The sequence below is a fragment of the Mesorhizobium sp. BH1-1-4 genome (assembly GCF_020165665.1).
Lineage (GTDB): Bacteria > Pseudomonadota > Alphaproteobacteria > Rhizobiales > Rhizobiaceae > Mesorhizobium.
The window spans coordinates 16,680-37,113 of sequence record NZ_JAIUIN010000033.1; the positions used below are offsets into that span (position 1 = coordinate 16,680).

Genomic DNA, 20,434 nt, shown 5'->3' on the forward strand with positions numbered 1-20,434 from the left:
CGAGGTGCAAAACACAAGCTCGAGGGGAGCGCATCATGTTGTTACGTCGCCTGCCGACCCTTGCGGCATTTGCCGCGCTGGCCGTCTTCGCCCACACCGCACCGGGCTGGGCCACCGACAAGGATGTTCTGGTTATCGACAAGGCCGAGGATCCGCCCACCGCCGACCCAGGTGTGGAGGTCTCCAACAACGGCTATACGCTGATCTTTCCGGCCTACGAACGTCTGGTGAAGTACGACGGCACCAAGACCGACGTCATTCCCGAGCTTGCCGAGAGCTGGACCACTGCGCCCGACAATCTCAGCTGGACGTTCAAACTGGCGTCGGGACACATGTTCGACGATGGCTCGCCGGTCGATGCCGCGGCCGTCAAATATTCATTCGACCGCGTCAGGAAGCTGGCAGCTGGCCCTGGCGACATGTTCCCGACCGTCAAGGATGTTGTCGTCGTCGACCCGCAAACCGTAAAATTCGAACTGTCGGCGCCATTTGCGCCGTTCCTGTCGGCGCTCGCCACGTCGGCCGGCTCGATCGTCAATCCGAAGGCGCAAGCGCACGCGGTCAACGGCGACGACGCCAAAGCCTGGCTTGCCGAGCACACCGCCGGCAGCGGCGCCTTCAAGATCTCGTCTTGGGAGCGCAACCAGCAGATCACACTAGATCCCAATCCGCATTATTCTGGCAAGGCGCCGGTATTCAAGCAGGTCATCTTCAAGATCGTGCGCGAGATGTCATCGCGCCGCTTGCAGCTGGAGAACGGCGACGCCGATCTCATCGACCAGGTTCCGGTCGATCAGGCCGAGGCGATGAAGGCGAGCGCGGGGGTGGCCATCGAGAGCAATCCCAGCCTCTATGTCATTTACCTCTATCTGAACAACAAGAAGGCGCCCTTCGACAATCCGAAGGTCCGTCAGGCCATTTCCTATGCCGCCGACTACAAGGGGCTGGTCGATGGCATAATGCTGGGCCAGGCTGAACAGATGCGCGGGGCGGTCCCGGACGGCATGTGGGGCCATGACCCGCAGGGCATGCAGTACACCTACGATCTGGAGAAGGCCAAACAGCTGCTTTCCGAGGCTGGCGTTTCCAATCTGCACATCAGCTACACCTATTCGCAGGCGGACTCCGCCTGGGAGCCGGTGGGTCTTGCGCTGCAGGCTTCGCTCGCCGAAATCGGCGTCACGCTGGACATGAAGAACGTCGCCGACACGACCAAGCGCGAGCTGGTTGCCAAGGGCGACTACGACATCGCAACTGGCGCCTGGACGCCTGATTTCGCCGATCCGTTTATGTTCATGAACATCTGGTTCGATCCGACCAAGATGGGGGCGCCAGGCAACCGAGCTTTTTATGAAAACCCGAAAGTGACCGATCTGATCACCCAGGCGCTCGGGACAGTCGATCAGAAGAAGCGTGAGCAGCTCTATATCGACGCGCAGAAAATCACCAATGAGGATGCACCATACGTTCTGCTGTTCCAGAAGAACGACATCTTCGCCATGCGATCCTCGGTGAGGGGATATGTCTACAATCCCATGCTGATCCAAGTCTACAACATCGCCGATATGTCGAAGTCCGAATAAGAAATCGGCGCCGAAGGTATGCCGCTTATCTCAACGATCCTTCGGCGCCTGGTCCTGCTGGTCTTCGTCGTGGCCGGTGTGGCTGTCGTCACGTTCACGATTTCCCATCTGATCCCCGGCGACCCGGCACAGCTGATTGCCGGGGACAAGGCGTCAGCCGAAACGCTGGCGCATGTGCGCCAGGACCTTGGCCTGGACAAACCCGTCACCCAGCAGTTTGTCATTTACGTCAGGCAGCTCCTGTCGGGCGATCTCGGCCAGTCCTTGCGCACGCGCCGTCCGGTTGCCGGCGACATCGCACTGTTTTTGCCCGCCACACTTGAGCTCGGCATCACCGCGCTGGTGATGGCGATCATGATCGGCGTGCCGCTCGGCGTGCTTTCGGCGATCTACAAGGACGGTCCGATCGACCAGGCAGCGCGCGTCGTTTCCGTTGCCGGCATATCGATGCCGGTATTCTGGTTTGGACTGGCTCTCATTCTGCTGTTTTATGTGAAGATACCCATCCTGCCCGGCAGCGGCCGTATCACGCTTGGCATCGCGGCCCCAGTGCGCATCACCGGCTTCTTCCTGGTCGACTCTCTTGTAGCCGGCAATATGAAGGCCTTCTGGTCTTCGCTCTATCATCTCGTCCTGCCGGCCTTCGTTCTTGCCTTCGCCAACCTGGGCATCATCACGCGTCAGATACGGGCTTCGATGCTGGACGTCCTGCAGGAGGACTACGTCAGGACCGCACGTGCCAACGGCCTGTCGCGTTCGGCGGTCATCCTGCGGCACGCACTGCCCAACGCCCTGATCCCGTCGGTGACGCTGCTTGGTCTGGCCTTCGGCGACCTGCTCTATGGAGCGGTGTTGACCGAGACGATCTTTGCCTGGCCGGGCATGGGCAGCTACGTCGTATCCTCCATCCAGACGTTGGATTTTCCAGCCATCATGGGCTTCACCATCGTTGCCTCGCTGGGCTACGTGCTGATCAATCTGGCGGTCGACCTGACTTATATGATGCTCGATCCACAGATCAGGGAACTCGGCTGATGGCGGTGGATGGGATCGGCGCACCGCGGCAGGCTGTATCGCGGCTTCGCGTGGGCCGCTTGTGGTACCGCGTGAAGGGAAGTCCCCTCACCCTGGTCGGCGCTGCGATAGCGCTGGTGGTGTTGTCCGTCATCATCGCAGCGCCTCTCCTGGCGCCCTATCCGCCCGACAAGATCTCGCTGTCGGCGCGGCTTGCCGCGCCAAGCCTGCAGCATGTCTTCGGCACCGATGAGGTCGGGCGCGACCTGTTTTCGCGGGTGCTCTTCGGAGCTCGTGCATCCTGCGGCATCGCCTTTGCCATCGTCATCCTTTCGACCGTCATCGGCTCGATCATCGGCTGCCTCTCCGGCGTCGTCGGCGGCATAGTCGACACCGCCATCATGCGGTTGATGGATGTCTTCCTAGCGCTGCCCGCACTGATCCTCGCCATGGCACTGTCGGCGGCATTGGGGCCAAGCCTCTTCAACGCCATGCTGGCCGTTGCCGTGGTGCGGGTGCCCGCCTATGTCAGGCTGGCGCGCGGGCAGACGCTGTCCTTGCGCAACCGCACCTATGTGAAGGCATCGCGCAGCTTTGGCGCCTCGCCTGCCTATCTCTTGCGCTGGCACATTCTGCCCAATGCGCTATCGCCAATCATCGTCCAGGCAACGCTTGACCTTGGCGGCACCATCTTGACGGCGGCAGCCCTCAGCTTCATCGGGCTCGGTGCCCAACCGCCAACGTCAGAATGGGGGTCCATGGTGTCGAGCGGGCGCAATTATTTCCTCGACCAGTGGTGGTATATCACCTTTCCGGGTCTCGCCATCCTGGTCAGCGCCATGGGCTTCAACCTGCTTGGCGACGGTTTGCGCGACATGCTCGACCCGAGACTGGGTGGACGATGAGCGAACCGTCTGGCGATGTCCTGCTCGAAATCTCCGATCTGTCGCTTGAGTTCCGCACCTCTCGCGGGCCGATCAAAGCGCTGAACGGCGTCAGCCTCAATGTCCGCGCCGGCGAGATTGTCGGCATTGTCGGCGAATCCGGCTGCGGCAAGTCAGTGACTATGATGGCGGCGACACGGCTGCTGCCCAAGGGCAGCGCGCACATCACCGCTGGCGGCATCCGGCTGTTTGGCAACGATTCCATGAAGCTCAGCGAGCGCGAGCTCCAGCATGTGCGTGGAAAGCTTGTATCGACGATCTTCCAGGAACCGATGAATGCGCTGAACCCGACCCGGCGGATTGGCGAGCAGATCGTCGAGGTCATCCGCCGTCACCAGCGCCTCGACGCCAAGGCGGCAACCATCAAAGCCATAGGCCTGCTGCGCGACATGCTGATCAGCGAGCCTGAACGCATCATGCAGGCCTATCCGTTCGAGCTTTCCGGGGGCATGCGGCAGCGTGTCCTGATTGCCATGGCCTTCTCGTGCGAACCAAAGCTTATCATCGCCGATGAACCGACGACGGCACTCGATGTCACAGTGCAGGCGCTGATCTTGAGCCTCATCAAGCACAAGGCGACAAGCACCGGCACGGCGGTTGTTTTCATATCGCACGACATGGCCGTGGTGTCGCAGCTTTGCGACCGCCTTTATGTGCTCTACGCCGGACGGGTCGCGGAAGCAGGCACGACCGCGTCGGTGCTGGCAGCGCCAGCGCATCCCTATACGCGCGCCCTGATCCGCTGCCTGCCGGGGCTTGCCGCACCCAAACAGCCGCTGGAACAGATCCCGGGCACCTTGCCCGACCTGCTTGACCCGCCCGCTGGCTGCCTTTTCAAAGCACGCTGCCGCGAAGCCGATGAACGCTGCGAGGCGGTGCCGCCGCTTGCCGCGATAGATCCTGCCCGGCGCGCCGCCTGCTGGCGCCGTATCGAGGAGACGCAATCCGCGTGACCGAGCCGCCTCTCCTCTCCGTTGAAGACCTGGAAGTCTGCTACCGCGTCACGTCGGGCTGGTTCGGCGGCGCCGACGTTCATGCCGTCAACGGCGTGTCGTTCAGTGTGGCTGAAGGCGAGACGATCGGCATTGTCGGCGAATCGGGTTGTGGAAAAACCACGCTTGGCCAAGCGATCCTGGGTCTGACCGATATCTCCGCGGGCGCGATCAGGCTCAGGGGGACGGAACGCGATCGGGCACGGCGCACCCAAATCCAGATCATCTTCCAGGATCCGCAATCCTCGCTTGATCCGCGCCTCCCCGTCTGGCGCCTGATCACCGAGCCGCTCCACATTCGCGGTGGTTATACAAGCAAACAACTGATCGACCGCGCGAGCGAACTCGCCGTCTCGGTCGGCTTGCGGCCGGAACACGTCGATCGCTATCCCCATGAGTTCTCGGGCGGCCAGCGCCAGCGCATCGCGATTGCCAGGGCGCTCGCCGTCGAACCGGCGCTGCTGGTCCTCGATGAGCCGACCTCCGCGCTCGACGTGTCGGTGCAGGCGCAGATCGTCAATCTGCTGCTGTCGTTGCAGGCGCAGCGCAAGCTCTCTTATGTGCTCATCTCGCATGACGTGTCGCTGGTGCGTCACGTGGCCGATCGTGTCGCCGTCATGTATCTCGGCCAGATCGTTGAAGAAGGTCCGACGCTCGACGTGCTTGATGCGCCAAGCCACCCGTATACCAGGACGCTGCTCGATGCCGTTCCGCGTTTCGACCGTCCATTGGCCTCAATTGCACCGCGCGCCGGCGAGTTGCCGAGCAACCGCACGCTGCCGACCGGTTGCTTCTTTCGGGAGCGATGCCCGTCTGCGACGGCCGGCTGCGAGCAGCCGCAGCTTCTGGTCGCGGCCGACGGCTTGCGAAAGGTGCGTTGTCACCTCGTCACAAACGTCCACGGGATGGGCCGTCCGCGCTCAGCGCCGCGTCCGGCCTTCCCCAGCGATGCGACGGCTTAAGCCGCCTCTGTGGCGAACGGGTCTTCCACCTTGGGCCAGTATGGCGTCTTGAGCTTCGTATAGGGTATGGATGCGAAGTTCGGTTGGGTCGCACCCGGCGGCGCGCAAAACAGGATGCGCCTGGCGATCGGGGCGAAGCCTGCCTGGAAGTGGTAGTTCGACTTCACGATGATGATGCGTTTGCGTGTGGGATCAAGGCCAAGTGCGGTCATGCATTCGGGATGGAAGACCTGCGTGCGCACGGTGTTGATGACCAGGTCGATGCCACTGTCTGTCGTGACCCAGACAGCGTCGCCGAGCGGCCACGGCATGGTGCCGAAGCGCTGCGTCAGGTCACGTCCAAGGCCTTTCACGGTAACGCGCAAATCCATCGGCGTACCGGAAAAGACGCCGCATTTGCCACCGACGCGAAGGTCGATGGTTCCGCCAACGCCTGCCTCGACGCAGAAGCGGTAGGCGATCGGGTCCCAATACATGGCGCTGGCGACGTTCGTGATGCCGCGCTCGACCAGTCGCCGCAGGATGTAGGTTGAATCGCCAGGCGCGCCGCCTCCGGCATTGTCGGACACATCGGCAATCACCACCGGTCCTTCCAGATCGGCGAGCGCGAGATCGAGCGCCTCGTCGATGCCGAGGAAGTTAGGGCTGAGTTCGTGGCGAAGGGCAAAGAGTTGTCTGCCGAATTTCTCCGCTGTCCTCTCGGCCAGCGCCGTGTCGCCGTCAGTCACAACCAGCATCCTGGCGCCGACATCCTCCACATCGCCGTGAGGGAAGCCGTGCCCGAGAGAGACAGACAGGATGCCGTCCTCCTTCTCGGCTGCCGTCATGGCATCGACAAACCCGCGCATCGGCTCCTCCTGCACCCGAAAGGTGCTTATCATGCGGCAGTCGTAGAGCGCCATGACCGGCCGAACCTTGCCTTCCACTGTGTCGACGATGATGCGGTAGAGCTCGCCGGCGCGGTCCATGATGTCGGTGTGAGGATACTCCTTGTAGGTGACGATCGCGGTGGCGCTGTCGACCATCTGCCGAGTTGTGTGGCAATGCAGATCGAGTTCGGCGCCAACGGGGATGTCGGGGCCAACAACGGCGCGCACATGGGCCAGAAAGTCGCCTTCCGTATCGTCATAACCTTCCGCAACAAACGCTCCGTGCAAGGCAAGCAGGACGCAATCGACGGGCATGGCTGCCTTCAGCTCGGCCAGAATCTCGTCGCGGAACTGCTCGTAGACGTTGCGGATGGTGATGCCGCCAGGCTCGGCGCACACGCAAAGGCTTTCGATGATCTCATGCCCGTCTGCCTCGCCGCGCTGGCGCCAGATGAACAGCTGGCAGGAAGGCTCGTTGAGCGCCTTTTTGGTCGCGTCGCCGCGCGCGATGCCCATCTCCTCGAAGCTGTGGTAGCCCGTGGGAATCGGCGCGAAGGTGTTGGTCTCCGTATCCATACCGGCTATGAAAATCCGCATCGTGCCCTCTTTTCCGTTCTTTCGTTTAAGAAAATTCTTTTCTCATCATCAAACCATTATATGATTCATGCAAGCACCTTGAAGGCGGAAAACAAGACGCGAGCCGGCCGATGGCGCCGGAAATTTTACCCGCCAGGAGCGCAGTAGGGAGCGCAACGCCAATGAACCTGGACCCACTGGACGATCTGATCCTCGACGAGACGACCAAAGGCATTCCACCAGGCGGCTCGGCGCGTCTGCTGGACATAGGATCTATGGGTTGGAATCTCGTACGTGGAGATGTCCCGTTGCCCGCGGCCATCCTCCGGGAGTCGGCCCTCGATCACAATTCGCGCTGGATGCAGACCTTTGTCGGCAAGCGCAATGCGGTCATCGCACCGCATGTGAAGACGACCATGGCGCCGCAGATCATGCAGCGCCAGCTGCGCGACGGCGCCTGGGGTGTGACGGTGGCCACGCTCCACCAACTGAAAGTCTGCCGCCGCTTCGGCATTGATCGCATTGTGCTGGCCAACCAACTTGTCGGGAGGCTCGAGCTCGACGTCCTGGTTGCCGAATTGACCGCGTCGCCCGGCTTCGATTTCTTCATGCTGGTCGACAGCCCGGATGGCGTCAGGGCAGCCTCCGAGGCCGTCAGGCGGGGCGGGGCGAAGGCTCCTCCTATCCAGGTTCTGGTCGAGCGCGGATATGCGGGCGGCAGGACGGGATGCCGCGACAATGAGACCGCGCTCGAAATAGCGCGCGCGACCCGTGCAGCGCCGGAACTGAAGCTCTGTGGCATCGAGGCCTTCGAAGGGTTGTTGAGGCCTGGGAATGGCGGCCCCGCCGATGCGGTCAGCACCTTCATCGACGAGATCGTCACTCTTTTCGACAGCTGCGTTCGCGAAGGTCTTTTCGAACGCACCCCGCCAATCGTCACCGCCGGCGGCTCCTCCTTCTATGATGTCGTAGTCAAGGGCCTGGCCGGCAGCAACGCGCAGACCGTCACACGCAGTGGCTGCTATGTCAGCCATGATTCAGGTGTCTATCAAGCCGAGCAGCAGCGCATTCTTGCCGCGACCGGAGAACCTGTCGGACTGGTCAATGCGCTGGAAGTGTGGACCCATGTGCAGTCATGTCCCGAGCCTGGCCTCGCCATACTGACCGCCGGCAAGCGCGATTTCGGTACGGATTCCGGCCTGCCGGCCCCGCTTCTGATTTCGCGCGGCGGCGAGTTGCCCGAACCATTAATCGGATGCGAGATTTTTGCCAGCAACGACCAGCACGCCTATATGCACTACCCTGCCTCGGCGGCTGTGCGGATTGGCGACCGCATCGGCCTCGGCATCTCGCATCCCTGCACGACATTCGACAAATGGGATGTGCTGTTCCTCGTCAATGACGACTACGACATCATCGGTGCGGTTAAGACCTATTTCTGATCAAACTCCTTGTCACGGCGCCCTGTTGGCTCACACGACAAACCGTATCGCGCGCAGGATGTCGAAGAAATTGTCTGCCTCGAAGCGAAGCGTGCGCGCCGCGGGGTGCTCGATGCCGGGATACCAGCTTCCCCTATAAGCTTCGATCGGCGTGGTATACTCGACGATGAGTTCGAACCTGTCGGCCAGTTTCGGCAGGCATTTCGACAGATCGCGCGACAGCGAGGCTTCCACGGTCTCGCGGATGGCCTTGACGGCGCCTTGCGGCGACAGGGAGGACGTGGCCGGTCCAAAGCCTTCGCTGGTCGCAACCGTTGAGATCTCGGGCACCAGTGCTCTTGCCTCACCGCACATGCCGGCGTCGCCCGAGAGGAAGACCGAGGGCACACCGTAACGGGCAGCGCAGTGCGCGTTCAGGGTGTATTCGGATGCCACCTCCCCGTTGATCAGCATTCTGGACACGGTGCCGGTCAACGTATGTGCCAGCGGGTTCGTGTCGGTTCCGGCCTTGTTGTGATAGCCCGTGTACAGAGCGGCATCGAAGCTTTCGTCAATGCCGAACATCATCGCATCGGGGTGTCCACTCCAGCCGCGCACGATCCGCACATAGTCGGGAAGCCTGGACAAGATGAGGTTGCGCGCCGTCGAGTGGGCGTCCTTGACGACGACTTCGGTAGCGCCTGCCGCTTTAGCGCCTTCGCAGGCTGCGACCAGTTCGTCGGTCATCAGCTCGCGGAATTCCGCATAGTCGGGATTGCCCTTGCGCGCCTCGTCCCAGTTGGTGATGCCCGCCGTGCCTTCGATGTCGGCGCTGATGAAGACTTTCATGTTCTTGCCTTTCGATTTCGCAGCTGTCGTCGTGTCGCCGCTCACGCGGCGTCTGTATTTCTTGCCGGCCGTGCGATCCATGACACGCGCTTCGCAAGGTCCGACCTCACATGGCCCGACCTCACATGGCTCAGTGTCTGTTCCTCAGGCCGCCATTTCAGCCTGCCGGCGCACCAGGAACATCGGCCCGACCCGAATGCCCCGGCGGCCATTGTCGTCGACGGCGTCCAGTTCGAGGATCTCTTCCTCGTAGAGAAGGCCGTGCATGCGGAAGCGGCCAGCATCAACCGGCTCGCATGTATGGGTGCAGAAATATTCGATCAGGCATTTCAACTGACCGTGGCTGTAGCTGAGATAAGTTATGTTGAAATCCGGTCCGTATTCGCCCAGATGCGGCGCGATCTCGGGCGGCACCTTTTCGACAGGAAGCGTGTCGACACGCGACCAATTGGCTCCTTTCCATGTCAGCTCGTTCGCCTTGGAGAAGGACAGGTTCATATGCGCGTAGTCGGCGCCGCGCCCATAGATGCGTCCGTCGATGACAAAGTCATTGCCCGAGACCGGGCGGATCTGAAGCGGCACGCCCTCGCCCATCAGATAGAGCTTACCGTCCTTGTTCTTGACCTCAACCACCTCGCCGCTCGCCTCTTGGCGATAGAGGCCAGGCAGCGCCGCGAACTGATCTTGCGTAATGGATGGCGGGTTCTGGTTGCGAGACGGCATGCGTCCCATGCAGCGATCGGCAAGTGCGATCCGCAGGCCGTCGCCGGCCAGCTGCGAGGCGATCTGATTGGCGAAATCAAGCGTCGCGAAGATCAGGATACCTAAACCGGCGCTGGGCAAAAGCATCATCTGCGATGCGTAGCCATAAACGGCGCCGCCATGACCGACCGACGTCCATCCGTCCATATCGCCAACGCCGAAGCAGAGGCCATAACCGTTCAGGTCCTTGTTGTGACCTTCAGGGCGCTTGCCTATCGGGGTCCACATCTTGCGCAGCGATGCGGGACTGACGATGGGATCGCCATTGGGGGCAAAGCCGCCGCGCAGCAGGCACTGCGTATAGCTGGCCATGTCCGACGTGGTGGAGAAAATATTGCCGGCAGGCGAACCGCCGAGGTTGAACACAGGCGCTGGACTATCCCCGTCCAGCGTCCACATGTCGGCGGGCGCCAGCCTTTCGCGGATGCCCGGAGCCATCCCGGACGATGTGTCCTTCATGCCCAGCGGTTTGAGGATGTTTTCGGTGATGTAGTCGGAATAGCTCTTTCGCGTCACACGCTCGATCACCATGCCGACAACTGCAATGCCGGCATTGGAATAATGCATGATGCCGGTGCTGGGGTCCTGCTTCAACGTCGACGTCGCAAGTTCGGCGACTGTGTCGGCGAGCGGCGGCTTGCGCGAATCCAGGTAATGGCCGCTCTTGGGCTCACGCACGATACCGGCAGTGTGGCTCATCAGCTTGGACAGGCTTATCTGGGAGCCGTGCGGTCCGCTTTCGCGACCGGCGAACGGATTGACCGGATGGAATCCTGGCAGGTATTCCGAGACATCGACATCAAGGTCGACCAGGCCCTTCTCGACAAGCTGCATGATGGCAACCGATGTAAAGGTTTTGGTAATCGAGCCAATGCGGAAACACGTATCGCTCTTCATGTCGAAGTGACGATCATGCCGCTGTATGTGGCCCTGCGATATCAGACCTTCCCTGTCGACAAGGGCATAGGAGATGGACGGGATCGCCTTGTCCTCCACCTCATGGCGGATAAGGTCTTCGAGAAGCTCGATGGCGCTGGGGGAAAGCGAAGACACGGAAAGATACTCCCTGATTTTCAATCTGTTTGGCGGGGATCAAGAATGTCGCGCAACGCATCGCCGACTAGGTTCCATGCCAGCACGAACAGGAAGATCGCGGCGCCTGGAAAGGCCAGCGTATACCAGTACTGGAACGGATTGCCGGGTTGTCCAACGATCCAGTTGCGGGCGTAGGCGATGAACTGCCCCCAATCGGCGTAGCCCTCTTCGGTGCCGACGCCGAGGAAGCTGAGCGCTGAGGCAGTGAGCACCATTGAACCGGTGGCCATGGTTGCTAGGACGAGCACGGGAAAGAATGCGTTGGGCAGGATGTGGAACACGATCAGCCTGAAGTCGCCGGCGCCATAGCATCTGGCCGCATTGACGAAATCCATCTCGCGGATGCGCAGGATTTCGCTGCGCACAACACGCGCATAGCCCATCCATCCGAAGGTCGTCAGCGCGACCGTTATCGGGCCAAGGCCCTTGCCCAGCAGAGCAGTGAGCACCATTGCGGCGATGAGGAATGGCACCGCCATGAAGACGTCGACGATGCGCATCAACACCTCGTCGACGACACCGCCGTAGAAGGCTGCGATCGACCCTACGACCGTTCCGATCAGGACGGAGATGGCAACGACGCCGAGGCCGATCTTGAAGGCCGTGCGGGTGCCCCAAATAACGGCGTAATAGATGTCATACTGTCCTTCAGTCGTCCCAAAAATCGCTTCTGGCGATGGCGGCTGCGGGGTTGCCAGGAAGCCCGCGCGGGGGGTGTCGTAGACCGACATCTGGAATTCCTGGGGCGGTGCAAGCACAGGTGCGAAAATCGCTACCAGCACGAAGGCTGTAAGCAGGAGCACGCCGACCAGGGACATCGGATTGCGCTTCAGATAGCCAAGCGCCCTCATCGCGTCTTCACCCTTGGATCAAGCAAGGGATAGATCAGGTCGACTGCAAGGTTCAGCACCACGAGTACGACCGCAAAATAGAGGCCGAAGCCAAGCACTGCGGGAAAATCCAGATTGGCCGCCGTCTTGGCCGCGAACTGGCCAAGGCCCGCATAGTCGAAAATGGTCTCGGTGATGACGACGCCGCCCATCATGGCTGCGAGTTCCATGCCTGCGATGGTCGTGACAGGAAGGAGCGCGTTGCGCCGGGCGTGATGCAGCTCCACCACCCGCCGGGGCATGCCCTTTGCCCGTGCGGTCCGGACATAGTCCTGGCGCAGGGTCTCCAGCATCGAGGTGCGCATCACCCGCGTCATGTTGGCAAGGTTGACATAAGTCAGCGTGATCACGGGGGCAGCAAGATGCCTCAGCGAATCCCCGAAGATTGCCAGATTGCCGTTGAGCAGCGCGTCAATCGTGTTCGCGCCGGTGTAGCGGGTGAAGCCCGGCGAAGTGACGGCAGCCTGCGCCCATTGGCTGAGGCGGCCCGGCGGGAACCAATCGAGCGCCGAATAGAAAATCAGCAGCATCAGGAGCCCGAAGACATACACCGGGAACGACCAGCCCAATATGGTGAAGATGCGGATCAAATGGTCCGGCCAGCGGTTGAGATGGATGCCGGCCCGCGATCCCAGATAAATGGCAAGCAGGAACCCCGGGATGAATGCCAGCAGGACCAGCTCCAGCGTCGCCGGCAGGAGCGACGCCAGGGCATGGGCGACGGGCTGGCGCGCGGTCTCGGACCAGCCCATATTGCCGGTCAGGACATTGCCGATCCAGCGTCCGTATTGGAGGTAGAAGGGGTCGTTGAGCCCGTATTGTTCGATCATCTTGCGAATGCTCTCCTGACCGCCCTTCAGGAAGTCCGGCGACGGCGCGTAGGCAGCCAGCCGCTGCGTTGGCGACAGCGACATCTGCAGCGCAAAAAGCATCAGCGACAGGGCAAACAGAACGACGGGCAACATCAGCAGCCGCCGCAAGGCGTAGTTCAGCACATCAGCATCCGAGCCATGAGGAATGGATCGCCTGCCGGGCGGGCGATGCCGCCCAGCAGACGCGAAACTCAGTCGGCCTTTTTCTTGACGGGATAGAAGTCCCAGGCGCCGTACAGGATCATGTTGTGGACGTAGCCGTCGATGTTGCTGCGGGTGACGATGTAACCGAAGTCCTCCCAGAGGAATTGTGTGGTGGCGTAGTCGTAGGACATTTCTTGCAGCTTGGCGTAGATCGGCTCGCGCACGGCCGGATCGCTTGATGCCCAGGCCTGGTCGAGAAGCGGCTTGAACTTTTCCGCCATCAGGTCGCGGTAGCCCTGGCCCAGCATGCCGCCGACGAGTCCGGTCGGCGACAGGTAGTATGTTGCAGCCCCAAGCGGACCACCAGGATCGGAATAGTCCGGTCCCCAGCCCATATAGGTTAGTGGTGCGGCGGGCTTCTCTCGATTGTTGAGCTTGTCGGAGATCGATGACCAGGGCAGCGACTGGATCTTCATCTTGAACTTAGGGTTGATGCGCTGCAATCCCTGCTGGAGCGCCGAAAGCGCGGCCGTGCCTTGCGGCGTGCCTTCCTGCACGAAGGCCGTGAAGGTGAAGCCGGTATCCCACAGCTTGCCGCCGAAAGCCTTCTTGAAGTGCTCCGCGGCCTTGGCCGGGTCGTAGGTGTAGATCGGCGAGTCTGCACGGTAGCCCATGATGCCGCGCACGGTCGGGCCGCGTGCCTGCACGGTTTTGCCAAGCAGCGCCTGCTTTATCAGCGCATCGTAGTTCTGAGCATAGTTGAAACCCTGCCTGACATCGATGTCGGAGAAGAAGTCAGGGGGAATGCCGTTGCCGTCCAGCTGGCCGCTGCCGATGGCGGCGTTGTCGGCATCGTCGATCGGCCAGGCGAAATAGAGGCCACGACTGAAAACCTTGGGCAGGCCATCGATGACCTTTACCCCGTCGGTCTTACTGAGCTCGTCCAGGAATTCCACCGGTGTAGCGACGAAATCGGCATCGCCCGAAAGCAATTGCAAGCGACGCGTCGTCCATTCCGGAACGGTGCGCATGACCACGCGCTCGAGCGAAGCCGGCCCCATGAAATAATTGTCGAAACGCTTCAGTGTGATGCGGCGGTCCGTCCTGTCCCACTCATCGAGCATGAACGGACCGGAGCCGTTTTCCTCGGCAAACAGCGGATCGTCGCCGAGTTCAGGACGGTAGTATTTCTTCCAGGTGTCGCCATTGCCATCCCAGCCTCCGACGGAGGAGACCCATTCCTTGTCGACGATCGAGGCGCCGAACGGCAAGGCCAGGACGCCAAGCGTTGCAGGGAAGGATTTCGGCAGCTTCAGTGTGACATTGTCGCCCTCGACGGTGATCTGCGAAGCGAGTTCGTCATAGACCTTTCGAAGCGCCTCAGGGCTGGCAGCCTTGATATCCGAGACCTTGCCTTCAGCTTCGACCCATTTGGCGACGTCTGTGTATTTGCTGGCCGTCACCACTTCGGTGATGGCGTTGGACATCCAGGACTGGCCCATGAGAATGGCGCGCAGCAGCGAGTAGCGCACGTCTTCGGGCGTGATCTCTCCGAAGCCGGGTTCGATCTTGGCCTTCTGCTCTGCGCTCAGCCCGTCGAAATACTGCCAGGTGATTTTGCCGTCGTCTCCCTTGATGCCGACCTTGTGGGTGTGGACGCCCTTGCGGATCGGGAATGTATAGCTGACCGAGCCGTCGGCATTCTGTTTGATCAGGCCGTTTTCGAGGCTGGGCACTTGCGACGACAGTGAAGGTACGAACTCGGAAATCTGGGAGCCGTTGTAATTCAGCAGGCGGCTGTAGACGTTCAATACGCCGTACGAACTCGGAGTATTGGCGATATAGGCCGGATCGAAGGACTGAACGTCATCGGTCCAAAGGAAAACGAAGGTTCCGGGGTTTTTGGTTTCTGCCGCGGCAGGCGCCGCAACAGCGCCAATTCCCATGCAGAAGGCTATGGCCAGGGCGCGTTTCATTTTCATGGTGTTGTTCCCACAATTGGCCTAGGGCATTTTCGACCCGAGGTCGTTTTTTATCGTTGCGAGGGAAGCTAGGAGGAGCCTTGCGCTGGTGTCCAATGCGTAGATAGGATCAGTTATGCGAATAATGCATGAGGCTAATCATGGAGCTGGCGTGGTTTGAAGATTTCCTCGAGATCGCCGCAACGCGGAATTTTTCGACCGCGGCGGCGTCCCGCAACATCTCGCAGCCTGCCTTCAGCCGGCGCATCAAGACGCTGGAAGCATGGGTCGGGATTGAACTGGTCGACCGCAGCACATACCCGGTGCGTCTCACCAGCGCGGGCAACGTTTTTTATCCGCGCTGTCAGGAAATGGTTCGCGACATGTACCGGCTGCGCACCGATTGCCGCAACGCTGCAGGCGCTAGTTCAAGGCTCCTAACCTTTGCAGCACTTCATACGCTGGCTATCTATTTTTTCCCCAAGTGGATCAGCCAGCCGGACATGCCCAATGCGCCGGTCCGCAGCAGCATGCACACTGGCGACTTTCTGGAATGCGTCGAACATCTGTCATCGGACAAGTGCGACTTTGCCATCACTTACGATCACCCCGACGGTCCGCCTGTGCTTGAGGGAGGCCCGTTCGAATCCTTGCAGATCGGCAAGGATCGCTTGGTTCTGGTCTCAGGTGTCGACCAAGACGGAGCGCCGCTCTTCGACATCGATGTGCCCGAAGGGACCATCATTCCATATCTCGCCTATTCCTGGAGCGACGGCTATCTGGGAAAGCTGATCTCGCTCATCCAGTCCCGCTGGCGCCGCCCTCTCAATCTCAGCATCGTCTACCAGTCGTCGCTTGCCGAAGGCCTCAAGCAGATGGCGATCGCGGGACAAGGCGTCGTTTGGCTGCCGCAGATCTGCGTCCAGAAATCGATCGCCCAGGGCGAACTGGTGCAGATCGGCGGTCAGCAGATGTCGCTGGAGATCGAGATCAGGATCTTTCGTCGCGTCGGCGCGCGCAATAGAGAAGGCGACGCGCTTTGGAAATATCTCCTGCGGACCGCCGAGCAAACGCGCGGGCGCAACACACTTGATCCAACCCTTACCATGCGCTGAGACGGCTGAACGAACCGATCTCGCACATAATGCGAAATCCGATGGACGCATGCAGAAATTGCATAACGCTGCGCAGCACGGCTGTAAGCCGGACATTGTAAGGCTGGCGCCGTGCTCGAAGACGCCCGGAGGCCTTCCGGTGGGGTTGCTCACAAGGCTCGCCGGCGAGCGGCCCTATTGACAGCCCGCGAGCTCACCGCGTTCGATGTGGATCAGCGTTTGCACGTGGAGCCCCTTTTTGACAGCCAAGTCCGCCGCCACAGCGAACCTTCCCGACAATGTTGTCCTGTCGGTCGAAAACCTCGAAGTCTGCTTTGGGGCGGGCGCGACAAAGGCTGTACGGGCAGTTCAAGGAGTTTCCTTTCAGATCCGGCGCGGTGAGACGCTGGCACTGGTTGGTGAATCGGGCTCGGGCAAATCCGTAACCGCCATGACCGTCATGCGACTCACCGAATATGACGGCGCCAGGATCACGGCAGGGCGGGTCCTAATGCGGTTGAAGGATGGCCAGGTAGCCGATCTGACGCAGCTTTCGGAAAAGCGCATGGAGCGGCTTCGCGGCTTCGAGTTCTCGATTGTCTTTCAGGACCCGATGTCGAGCCTAAATCCTGTGTTTCCCATCGGCGACCAGATCGCTGAGGTGGTCATTCGCCACCAGGGCAAGTCACCGCGCGAAGCGCGCGACATCGCGTTGAATATGCTCAAGCTGGTACGCGTTCCCGACGCTGCCCGACGGCTCGATCAGTATCCGCACCAGCTGTCTGGCGGCATGCGCCAGCGCGTCATGATCGCCATTGCCATGGCGTGCCGGCCCTCGCTGATGATCCTCGACGAACCGACAACCGCGCTAGATGTGACTATCCAGGCTCAGATACTGGATCTCGTGCGCGCCCTGCAGCGTGAGATCGGCATGTCGGTTCTTTTCATCACCCACGACATGGGCGTGGTCGCCGAAATCGCCGACCGTGTCTGCGTGATGTTGAAAGGGGAAATCGTCGAGTCGGATTCCGTGGGCCAAATCTTTGCGGCTCCCCGCCATCGTTACACTCGCGCGTTGATCTCCGCGGTGCCGCGACTGGGTAGCATGGCCGACAAGGATGCGCCCGAAAAATTCCCGCTCGTCTTATACGAGGCGGAAGCCTCCGAGCCTGAGGCTGCAGCATGAGCGCCGGTTCGCAAGCGACGGACCGCAAGCCCCTGGTCGAAGTCCGCGACCTTATAACCCGGTTCGAGCTGAAAGGTGGGGTCTTTGGCCGCGTCACCGGGCGGGTTCATGCCGTGGAGGGCGTTTCCTTCGATATTTTGCCCGGTGAGACGCTGGCGCTGGTGGGAGAATCCGGATGCGGCAAGTCCACGGTGGCGCGCAGCATAATGCAATTGGACAAGCCCCTGTCGGGCTCCATTCGCTATGATGGCAATGAGATGGTCGGTGCGCGGCGAGCGGCGCTCGCGCGGTTTCGGCGCGAAGTGCAAATGGTCTTTCAGGATCCGTTCTCGTCTCTCAACCCACGCATGACGATCGGGCAGGCGCTGACCGATCCCATGCGCGTCCACCGCATTGCACCACGCGGTGCGCTGCAGAAAAGAGCAGCGGAATTGCTTGCCAAAGTGCATCTGCCCCCTGAGTATCTCGACCGCTATCCACATGCCTTTTCCGGCGGGCAGCGGCAGCGCATCTGCATCGCCAGGGCGCTGGCGCTTGATCCTCGCCTGCTCATTGCAGATGAAGCGGTCGCGTCGCTCGACGTGACGATCCAGGCGCAGGTCATCAATCTTCTGATGGACCTGCAGCGCGATATGAGCATCGCGATCCTCTTTATCAGCCATGATATGGCTGTGGTGGAGCGCATCGCACATCGGGTTGCCGTAATGTATCTGGGCGAGATCGTGGAAATCGGCGACCGTCGTTCGGTCTTCGGCAACCCGCAGCACCCCTATACCCGCAAGCTGCTTTCAACGGTTCCGGTTGCTGATCCGGCACAACGATCGGTTGGACGAGAGCCGATGTCAGACGAGATTCCAAGCGCGCTACGCGGAATCGATTTCGTTCCGATACGCCTAGCAATGAACGCTGTTTCACCCACGCATTTCGTGCGGGAGACGGCTTGATCCGCCAACCGATGATGCCTGGGAAATTATGTCCACAGAACGTCGCTTGCCTGCCGAGATCTGAGCCCACTGATTGATGTTGGATGTGCGCACGTACCGATCTCGGCGAGTTTGGCATCGCTTGGTCGACGCTATGAACGCAGCGACGCTGTCCCGACCTTTCCGGCCAGCAGGCGCCGATCAGCGCAGAGGTCACCTGGGCCCTGGCGCAGCGCCTCGCTCAGCGCGCCAATTGCCTGTCTCCTCATAATGCCTTTAAAGGCGCGATGCATCGCGCCTAGGCGTTCTAGCTTGCTCGATTGCGTGCCCATAAAAAGCAACCGCCCCGGTTAGACCGGGACGGTTATTGATTTACGATAGAATGGGTTGCGGGGACAGGATCTGACCGTGCTGGCCTCGATTGCGAAGTCGCTTTAACAGACGAACTCAGTTGCAGCGCTGTATTGGCGGTAGCGCTCTCCCGACTCGCCCCCCGAATTCACACACTGCAATCAGCCAACCATCCCATTTACACGCCCTGACCGCAATTCACCGCACGGCTTGATCGGGTCCCTTCCGGCGGTGGCTGATACAATCTAGATCCTGATCTCTGAACGGAAGTCCGCGCACAAGGGCGGGGCACATGCCGGCGGCGAGGTCATGAAAAGCGACAGCCTCTCCTACCCTCCTCGCGGCCTCTCAAGAGAAGAGGCAGCCCGGTACATTGGCGTGGGCGTCACCAAGTTCGACCAGATGGTCGCTGACCGCCGCATGCCAAAGCCCAAGAAGATTGACAGCCGCGTGATTTGGGATCGGCTCAGACTCGAAGCGGCCTTTACCGAACTACCTGGAGACGACGAAGAGAATATCGTCGACTTCCTGTTGCAAGGGAATCATCGCAGGGAATAGATTCATTCTGCCATGACCGACAAATATCCCGGCCTCTCCTCCTACACCGATCGCCACGGAAAACTTCGCTGGCGCTATCGGACGAAAGAGCGTGTGGTTAGTCTGCCAGCCCCCAATCAGGCGGGATTCAAGGAGGCCTACCAAGCAGCGGTGGAGGGCCGGAAGGTCCCCAAGGCTCCTGTCGTCCGTATGCCTGGAGCCGCCCTGCCCGGCACGTTTGGAGCGGCGTTTCAACGGTTGAAGATCTCGGTCAAGTGGTTGGCGCTTGACAAAGCCAGCAAGCGCAAAAACACGCAGCTGATCGAAGAATTTCTAGAACTGCGAGTGGTCCCTGATCACCCACTTATCTGGCGGGATGTGGCGGTTAAGAACCTTAGACGTATCCATATCGAAGAGCTTCTTGGCCGCTTCATCGCCACACCCCACAAGGCCAAGCACCTGCTGGTGGGCATACGCAAGCTGGTATATGTCGCACTGCGGCAAGATTGGATCGAGATTGACCCGACAGCGGCGGTCGAATGGCGGCCCGCCTATGCCGGTTGGAAAGCCTGGTCGCGCGAAGCCATGGCGCAATTCGAAAACCGCTGGCAGCCCGGCAGCTCGGCACGCACCTGTTATGGCTTGGCGCTTTGGCTCGGCAACCGCCGCGGCGACGTCGCGGGGCTGCGCTGGGACCAGAGGGTCACCCGCCGTGTCTTCATTGATGGCGTCGAGCGCCACTTCGACGGGTTTGATATCGTTCAGGCCAAGAACAAAGGACGGACCGGCGGCAAGCGGCTTTTTGTGCCGATCACACCGATGCTGTCTGAGATCCTGGATGCGGCCGACAGGCGCGGCGAGACCGTCCTGGTCAACGGCTATGGTGAACCGTTCTCCGCCAAGTCGCTGACTGGAATGATGGCGCATTGGTGCAAGCTTGCCGACCTGCCGAAGGGGCTGACCCTGCATGGACTAAGGAAGTCGCTTGGCGTCTATCTGGCCGAGGCAGAGGCCTCAACCAGGCAGCTCATGGACGTGCTCGGTCACGACGATATCGACCATGCCGAGCTCTATTCGCGCGAGGCATCGCAGGTTCGGCTGGCGGTCCAGGGGATGGATCGAGTCGTACGCCTCGTGACGCGCAAGCTGATGCTTGGCGAACCTATTGGCGAACCTCGTGGCGAACCACCCTATAAAGACTTGATAAATAACGATAATGGTGGGCCCGGAGGGACTCGAACCCCCAACCAAGCGGTTATGAGCCGCCGGCTCTAACCATTGAGCTACAGGCCCCACGCGGGCTGGATTAATGTTTTTCGCATCGCGGCACAAGGCTTTACCGGCGGGCTTTCGCAGATCGCCCAAATCATCCCATAATCGCGCTCTACGCGACCCCTGCGACTTGATCG

Annotated in this window: 16 protein-coding genes, 1 tRNA gene and 1 pseudogene; 11 read left to right on the top strand and 7 right to left on the bottom strand. The window is 60.9% G+C overall.

Annotated elements, in window-relative coordinates; translation table 11 throughout:
• The first annotated feature begins 35 nt into the window (after positions 1-35).
• The 5 genes from LB569_RS29960 to LB569_RS29980 are packed head-to-tail and all read left to right on the top strand — an operon-like array spanning position 36 to position 5,495.
• Entirely contained in the window at positions 36-1,583 is a 1,548-nt protein-coding gene (locus LB569_RS29960; protein ID WP_224695151.1) for an ABC transporter substrate-binding protein, read from the top strand.
• Between the two features lie 18 nt (positions 1,584-1,601).
• A complete protein-coding gene (locus tag LB569_RS29965) occupies positions 1,602-2,618 on the top strand; it encodes an ABC transporter permease (protein ID WP_140707532.1) in 1,017 nt (338 codons plus the stop codon).
• Entirely contained in the window at positions 2,618-3,502 is an 885-nt protein-coding gene (gene ddpC / locus LB569_RS29970; RefSeq protein WP_224695152.1) for a D,D-dipeptide ABC transporter permease, read from the top strand. The genes LB569_RS29965 and ddpC overlap by 1 nt, the downstream gene beginning before the upstream one ends.
• The gene (locus LB569_RS29975; RefSeq protein WP_224695153.1) at positions 3,499-4,494 is read left to right on the top strand and encodes an ABC transporter ATP-binding protein; all 996 of its coding nucleotides are present in this window, start codon (positions 3,499-3,501) and stop codon (positions 4,492-4,494) included. Before ddpC ends, LB569_RS29975 begins: the two co-directional genes overlap by 4 nt.
• Positions 4,491-5,495: an ABC transporter ATP-binding protein gene (locus LB569_RS29980; RefSeq protein ID WP_224695154.1), complete on the top strand. Its 1,005-nt coding sequence runs from the start codon at positions 4,491-4,493 to the stop codon at positions 5,493-5,495. Before LB569_RS29975 ends, LB569_RS29980 begins: the two co-directional genes overlap by 4 nt.
• Here LB569_RS29980 and LB569_RS29985 read toward each other — a convergent pair.
• The gene (locus tag LB569_RS29985) at positions 5,492-6,961 is read right to left on the bottom strand and encodes a M81 family metallopeptidase (RefSeq protein WP_224695155.1); all 1,470 of its coding nucleotides are present in this window, start codon (positions 6,959-6,961) and stop codon (positions 5,492-5,494) included. The two genes, LB569_RS29980 and LB569_RS29985, sit on opposite strands and share 4 nt — an antisense overlap.
• A gap of 161 nt (positions 6,962-7,122) precedes the next feature.
• Here LB569_RS29985 and LB569_RS29990 point away from each other — a divergent pair, with 161 nt between their 5' ends.
• Positions 7,123-8,382 carry an amino acid deaminase gene (locus LB569_RS29990; RefSeq protein ID WP_224695156.1) on the top strand — a complete coding sequence of 420 codons (1,260 nt, stop codon included), beginning with the start codon at positions 7,123-7,125 and terminating at the stop codon, positions 8,380-8,382.
• A 30-nt stretch (positions 8,383-8,412) separates the two neighbouring features.
• Here LB569_RS29990 and LB569_RS29995 read toward each other — a convergent pair whose 3' ends face one another.
• The 5 genes from LB569_RS29995 to LB569_RS30015 all read right to left on the bottom strand — a co-directional run bounded on the left by LB569_RS29995 (position 8,413) and on the right by LB569_RS30015 (position 14,955).
• The gene (locus tag LB569_RS29995) at positions 8,413-9,210 is read right to left on the bottom strand and encodes a M55 family metallopeptidase (RefSeq protein ID WP_224695176.1); all 798 of its coding nucleotides are present in this window, start codon (positions 9,208-9,210) and stop codon (positions 8,413-8,415) included.
• Between the two features lie 144 nt (positions 9,211-9,354).
• Entirely contained in the window at positions 9,355-11,025 is a 1,671-nt protein-coding gene (locus LB569_RS30000) for a serine hydrolase domain-containing protein (RefSeq protein ID WP_224695157.1), read from the bottom strand.
• A gap of 20 nt (positions 11,026-11,045) precedes the next feature.
• Positions 11,046-11,918 carry an ABC transporter permease gene (locus tag LB569_RS30005; RefSeq protein WP_224695158.1) on the bottom strand — a complete coding sequence of 291 codons (873 nt, stop codon included), beginning with the start codon at positions 11,916-11,918 and terminating at the stop codon, positions 11,046-11,048.
• Positions 11,915-12,952: an ABC transporter permease gene (locus LB569_RS30010; protein WP_224695159.1), complete on the bottom strand. Its 1,038-nt coding sequence runs from the start codon at positions 12,950-12,952 to the stop codon at positions 11,915-11,917. The genes LB569_RS30005 and LB569_RS30010 overlap by 4 nt, the downstream gene beginning before the upstream one ends.
• Positions 12,953-13,020: 68 nt before the next feature.
• On the bottom strand, positions 13,021-14,955 hold the full coding sequence (locus tag LB569_RS30015) for an ABC transporter substrate-binding protein (RefSeq protein ID WP_224695160.1): 1,935 nt from the start codon (positions 14,953-14,955) through the stop codon (positions 13,021-13,023).
• A gap of 140 nt (positions 14,956-15,095) precedes the next feature.
• Here LB569_RS30015 and LB569_RS30020 point away from each other — a divergent pair, with 140 nt between their 5' ends.
• The 5 genes and pseudogenes from LB569_RS30020 to LB569_RS30040 all read left to right on the top strand — a co-directional run.
• Positions 15,096-16,049, top strand: coding sequence for a LysR family transcriptional regulator (locus tag LB569_RS30020; protein ID WP_224695161.1), 954 nt, complete (start codon positions 15,096-15,098; stop codon positions 16,047-16,049).
• Positions 16,050-16,287: 238 nt separating this feature from the next.
• Complete coding sequence (locus tag LB569_RS30025) at positions 16,288-17,214, top strand: ABC transporter ATP-binding protein (protein WP_224695162.1); 927 nt, start codon at positions 16,288-16,290, stop codon at positions 17,212-17,214.
• A complete protein-coding gene (locus tag LB569_RS30030; protein WP_224695163.1) occupies positions 17,211-18,158 on the top strand; it encodes an ABC transporter ATP-binding protein in 948 nt (315 codons plus the stop codon). The genes LB569_RS30025 and LB569_RS30030 overlap by 4 nt, the downstream gene beginning before the upstream one ends.
• A 639-nt stretch (positions 18,159-18,797) precedes the next feature.
• Complete coding sequence (locus tag LB569_RS30035; RefSeq protein WP_224695164.1) at positions 18,798-19,046, top strand: hypothetical protein; 249 nt, start codon at positions 18,798-18,800, stop codon at positions 19,044-19,046.
• A 564-nt stretch (positions 19,047-19,610) separates the two neighbouring features.
• Positions 19,611-20,051: pseudogene (locus LB569_RS30040) on the top strand (tyrosine-type recombinase/integrase); the annotation flags it as partial.
• Positions 20,052-20,242: 191 nt separating this feature from the next.
• Here LB569_RS30040 and LB569_RS30045 read toward each other — a convergent pair.
• Positions 20,243-20,318: transfer RNA gene (locus LB569_RS30045), tRNA-Ile, on the bottom strand.
• Between the last annotated feature and the right edge of the window lie 116 nt (positions 20,319-20,434).

Bases quoted from the DNA above. Each gene is read 5' to 3' on its own strand.
- LB569_RS29990 (WP_224695156.1), top strand. From the start codon at position 7,123: ATGAACCTGGACCCACTGGACGATCTGATCCTCGACGAGACGACCAAA.
- LB569_RS30015 (WP_224695160.1), bottom strand. From the start codon at position 14,955: ATGAAAATGAAACGCGCCCTGGCCATAGCCTTCTGCATGGGAATTGGC.
- LB569_RS29995 (WP_224695176.1), bottom strand. From the start codon at position 9,210: ATGAAAGTCTTCATCAGCGCCGACATCGAAGGCACGGCGGGCATCACC.
- LB569_RS30030 (WP_224695163.1), top strand. From the start codon at position 17,211: ATGAGCGCCGGTTCGCAAGCGACGGACCGCAAGCCCCTGGTCGAAGTC.
- LB569_RS29960 (WP_224695151.1), top strand. From the start codon at position 36: ATGTTGTTACGTCGCCTGCCGACCCTTGCGGCATTTGCCGCGCTGGCC.
- LB569_RS29975 (WP_224695153.1), top strand. From the start codon at position 3,499: ATGAGCGAACCGTCTGGCGATGTCCTGCTCGAAATCTCCGATCTGTCG.
- LB569_RS29965 (WP_140707532.1), top strand. From the start codon at position 1,602: ATGCCGCTTATCTCAACGATCCTTCGGCGCCTGGTCCTGCTGGTCTTC.
- ddpC (WP_224695152.1), top strand. From the start codon at position 2,618: ATGGCGGTGGATGGGATCGGCGCACCGCGGCAGGCTGTATCGCGGCTT.
- LB569_RS29985 (WP_224695155.1), bottom strand. From the start codon at position 6,961: ATGCGGATTTTCATAGCCGGTATGGATACGGAGACCAACACCTTCGCG.
- LB569_RS30020 (WP_224695161.1), top strand. From the start codon at position 15,096: ATGGAGCTGGCGTGGTTTGAAGATTTCCTCGAGATCGCCGCAACGCGG.
- LB569_RS30035 (WP_224695164.1), top strand. From the start codon at position 18,798: ATGAAAAGCGACAGCCTCTCCTACCCTCCTCGCGGCCTCTCAAGAGAA.
- LB569_RS30005 (WP_224695158.1), bottom strand. From the start codon at position 11,918: ATGAGGGCGCTTGGCTATCTGAAGCGCAATCCGATGTCCCTGGTCGGC.